The following is a 3498-nucleotide window of genomic DNA, read 5'->3' as shown; positions in this document are numbered from 1 at the left end:
GGGCGTATGTGAAGAGAGGGCCGGAAGCACTGTGCTGATCGGGACAGCGAGGCGGTCCCTGCTCGATGCTCATCGGTAATCGTTTCTTGATTGCGGGAGGTGGGGTGATGTTGCCGGTTCGGGGCAGTCGGGAGGTAACAGTCGGCTCACACCAGGAGGCACAACATGATCGCGCTCGGGATCATTCTGCTTGTCGTCGGTTTTCTCACCGGCATATCGATCTTGTGGACCCTCGGCATCATCCTGGCCGTCGTGGGAGCCGTTTTCTGGGTCATGGGTTCCATGGGTCACGCGGTCGCCGGCCGACGCCACTATTGGTGACCAGGGCTGACCTCGAACGGCGTGTGACGCGAGGCATGTCCTTCGCGAGAGGCTGTCCCAGTCGCACCGTCTCGGCGGCCTGGCCCGCCGAGGGCAGGAAACCTCTTGATGCCCGGGCCGACGGTCCGGGCATCAAGTGTTGATGCGGGGGCCGGGGCAGGGGGACCGCCCCCTCTCCACCCGCTAGCGCGCCCTTATCGTCACGTGCTGAGTCGGCGTCGAGCCGGCCGCCAGGACGGAGCAGCAGCCGAGCACCAACAACGCGATCAGCGCGGCCTTGATGGCACGCCCCATGTGATTCCCCCTGGTCGAACGACGGTTCCGATGACTGCGAAGACAGTGCCACGCACCCGCACGTGCCGCTATGTTTTCGATCCCCCGCGAAACGTCGCCCCCGTGCCGGCGAGCAGGTCGAGGGCCAGCGAGGTCGCCGTGTGCTCGACGTGCTTGCCGTCCCGCCGGCTGACGATGAGTCCTGCCCCGCGCAGGACGCCGATCTGATAGCTCGCGCTGGCCGGGGCGAGTTCGAGGGCCCGCGCCACTTCGGTGGTGGTGCGTGGGGGATGTCCTGCCACGTCGACGAGGACCGCGCTCCTGGTCCGGCCGAGCAGTCGGTCCAGCCGTTCCTCGCCCGCCCGCGCGATGTCGAGCGGCTGTTTCCTGACGGGGTAGACGAGAACGGGGTCCAGCGCGGGGTCAGCGAGAGCCGTGGGCCTGTGCCAGCAGAAGTACGACGGTACGAGCGTCAGCCCCCGCCCTTCCAGCCGCAGCTCCCGGTCGACGGGATAGTCCACGTCCAGATACGGCGGGTTCCAGTGGGCGTACGGTGCGAGGCTCTCGAAGAGGGCGGCGGTACCTCCGTTGAGCACGGCGCGTGCGCGGACCGACACGTCGTCGCACACGGCCGAACTGACGTGCCGCCAATAGGGCTCCAGAAGTGTCCTGAAGGAGGCCCGGAGCGCGTCCGACACCACTTTGAGCGACGACGTGGCCGGTTCGTGGAGGCCGCGCATCCAGCCCGGCACCGGCCGGTCCCTGGCGAATCGCGCCATCTCCGCAGTCAATCGGTCACGGGGAGTGGCACCGATCTGATCGAGACCCGCCTCAAGGCCTTCGTCCGTCACCGGGGGCGTCAGGAAGTCGGGGATGTATCCGGAGGCCGGGATGACGGTGCGCAGGGTGCCCAGGGCATGGGACGCTCTCCGGTCCCGCGACAGGCGCAGACCTGTCTCGCGGCGCCAGTGTCCGAACTCCACGACCCCTTGGCGCGTCTGAAGACGACAGACCGCGCACATCAACTCCCACAGGGGGTCGGGCTGCTGAGCGATCCGGATGTTCTCGAGATCGCGCCAACCGAAGCGGATACGCAGCAAGTGACTCCTCGACAGGGGTGGTTGGACGGCCGGAACAGGGAGTGGGCGGACGACGCCGAGAGGCCCTGACGGCGGGGCCGAACGGCACGACACCGCGAGCGACCGCCGCTGCCGAGTCGCCCGTGAGGCGTCGGCCGGGCCGAACGACGCGTCGGACGCCGCATGTTCGGCGCCGAGGCCGCGGCGGCCTGAGCGGTCTGCGGAGGGCAGGGCTCACCGAGAGCCCCGTGGTCGACCCCATAGATCCTGAGGCAGCGGGCCTCGCGACGAAAGCCCAACGGGAGGAGAGGATGGCCGTCTTGTCGATAACCTTCCCTCTATGAGTGCCGGGGGCGGGTCCAGTGCTCGGCGCGAGCCGAGTCTCCATCAACTCCGGCTCCTTCTCGTCCTCGCCGAGGAGCTGCACTTCGGCCGCGCGGCAGCACGGGTCTACATCTCGCAGCCCGCCTTCAGCCAGCAGATCAGGTCACTGGAACAGCGACTCGGCGTCGTACTCGTCGAACGCGGGGGCCCTGCGGTGCGGCTCACCGCGGTCGGGCAGTCCATCGTCGAGGAGGCAAGAACGGTCGTGGACGCGCTGGCCCGGCTGAGGCAGACAGCCGACCGTCATGCCGGTGCGGCCCGTGGCCTCCTGAGGATCGGCAGCCTCGGAGCCGAGGCCGCCATGCCCTACGCCCAGGCCATCCTCGCCCACCTTCGCGGTGAGCACCCGGACCTGGAGATCGAGGTCCGCAACCTCACCTTCACCGACATGTTCAGCACACTGCTCGGCGGGGAGGTCGACGCGGCCTTCCTCCGCGGCCCCCTGCCCGGGGGCATCCAGTCCCTGCACCTGGCGTCCGAGACGCGGGTGGTCTGTCTGTCCGCCGACGATCCGCTCGCCGACCGGGACACCCTCACGCTCGGACATCTCGCCGATCGTGTGGTGGTCGACATGCCGCCGGAGGTGCCCCGATCGTGGTGGAACCACCTGACGGTCAATCCCCGTCCCGACGGCACCAGGGTCCGCTTCGGCCCCGTCGTCCGAGACACCGAGGCCATGGTCCTCGCGGTCACCCAGGGGCGTGCGATCACTTTCCTGCCCGCCGCGGCCCGGCGACTGTACCCGCGCACGGGTCTCACCTACGTCGATTGCCCGGAGCTGGGCCTCTCGACGGCCGAGCTCGCCTGGCTTCCCGGCAAGCGCGACGAGCCGGCCGTGTCCGCGCTGCGCGAGGCAGCACGCCTGACGGTCCGGCAGTGCGATGGCCCGGTTCGCGACTCCGCGTCCGAGGCGTGACACGGGGCGTGGTCAACACGGTGGGATGCGCGGCCCGTTGGGGCCTGCGGGGGCGATGGGGATGCCTTTGCCAGGGAAGGATGGCAAGCAGTGCGGGGCGGCAGGGCCCGGCGCGCCGGGACCTGCCGCACAGCGCGATCAGGCGGGGCGGATGTTCTCCGCCTGCGGGCCCTTCTGGCCCTGGGTGACGTCGAACTCGACCTTCTGGCCCTCCTGCAGCTCACGGAAGCCCTGAGCGGCGATGTTCGAGTAGTGGGCGAAGACGTCGGGGCCGCCGCCCTCCTGCTCGATGAAGCCGAAGCCCTTCTCGCTGTTGAACCACTTGACAGTGCCCTTGGCCATGACCTTCTCCTTCGAGGGAAACCGGGCGCACGACCTGTGTGCCCGGAGGTGATCGCCCTGGTCCGGAGAGGCGCTGATACGCAAGAACGCCCGTGATGGCGATCACGGGCGAACGGGACTTCAGAACCACGACTGCTGGTTCACGACGCTACACCCGGCAGGTGGCAGCCGCTACCGTGACCG

At 69.1% G+C, this 3498-nt stretch carries 4 protein-coding genes; 2 read left to right on the top strand and 2 right to left on the bottom strand.

Annotation, left to right across the window (positions count from 1 at the left end; all coding sequences use genetic code 11):
• Nucleotides 1-165: 165 nt before the first annotated feature.
• Nucleotides 166-321: a DUF6131 family protein gene (locus EHS43_RS46165; protein WP_148104231.1), complete on the top strand. Its 156-nt coding sequence runs from the start codon at nt 166-168 to the stop codon at nt 319-321.
• Nucleotides 322-683: 362 nt separating this feature from the next.
• Here the strand turns inward: EHS43_RS46165 and EHS43_RS40325 are convergent, their stop codons facing one another.
• On the bottom strand, nt 684-1694 hold the full coding sequence (locus EHS43_RS40325; protein WP_260470938.1) for a helix-turn-helix domain-containing protein: 1011 nt from the start codon (nt 1692-1694) through the stop codon (nt 684-686).
• 319 nt (nt 1695-2013) lie between these two features.
• Between EHS43_RS40325 and EHS43_RS40320 the strand changes: the two genes are divergently transcribed.
• On the top strand, nt 2014-2973 hold the full coding sequence (locus EHS43_RS40320) for a LysR family transcriptional regulator (RefSeq protein ID WP_125195509.1): 960 nt from the start codon (nt 2014-2016) through the stop codon (nt 2971-2973).
• A 138-nt stretch (nt 2974-3111) separates the two neighbouring features.
• On the opposite strand, the gene EHS43_RS40315 is transcribed toward EHS43_RS40320, so the two are convergent.
• Complete coding sequence (locus tag EHS43_RS40315) at nt 3112-3315, bottom strand: cold-shock protein (RefSeq protein ID WP_007379522.1); 204 nt, start codon at nt 3313-3315, stop codon at nt 3112-3114.
• Nucleotides 3316-3498: the final 183 nt, after the last annotated feature.

The organism is Streptomyces sp. RP5T, assembly GCF_003933965.1.
Taxonomy (GTDB): domain Bacteria; phylum Actinomycetota; class Actinomycetes; order Streptomycetales; family Streptomycetaceae; genus Streptomyces.
This window is presented reverse-complemented; position numbering and strand designations above follow the sequence as displayed.

Excerpts from the sequence above, each read along its gene's own strand:
- EHS43_RS46165 (WP_148104231.1), top strand. The coding sequence starts at position 166 with ATGATCGCGCTCGGGATCATTCTGCTTGTCGTCGGTTTTCTCACCGGC.
- EHS43_RS40320 (WP_125195509.1), top strand. The coding sequence starts at position 2,014 with ATGAGTGCCGGGGGCGGGTCCAGTGCTCGGCGCGAGCCGAGTCTCCAT.
- EHS43_RS40315 (WP_007379522.1), bottom strand. The coding sequence starts at position 3,315 with ATGGCCAAGGGCACTGTCAAGTGGTTCAACAGCGAGAAGGGCTTCGGC.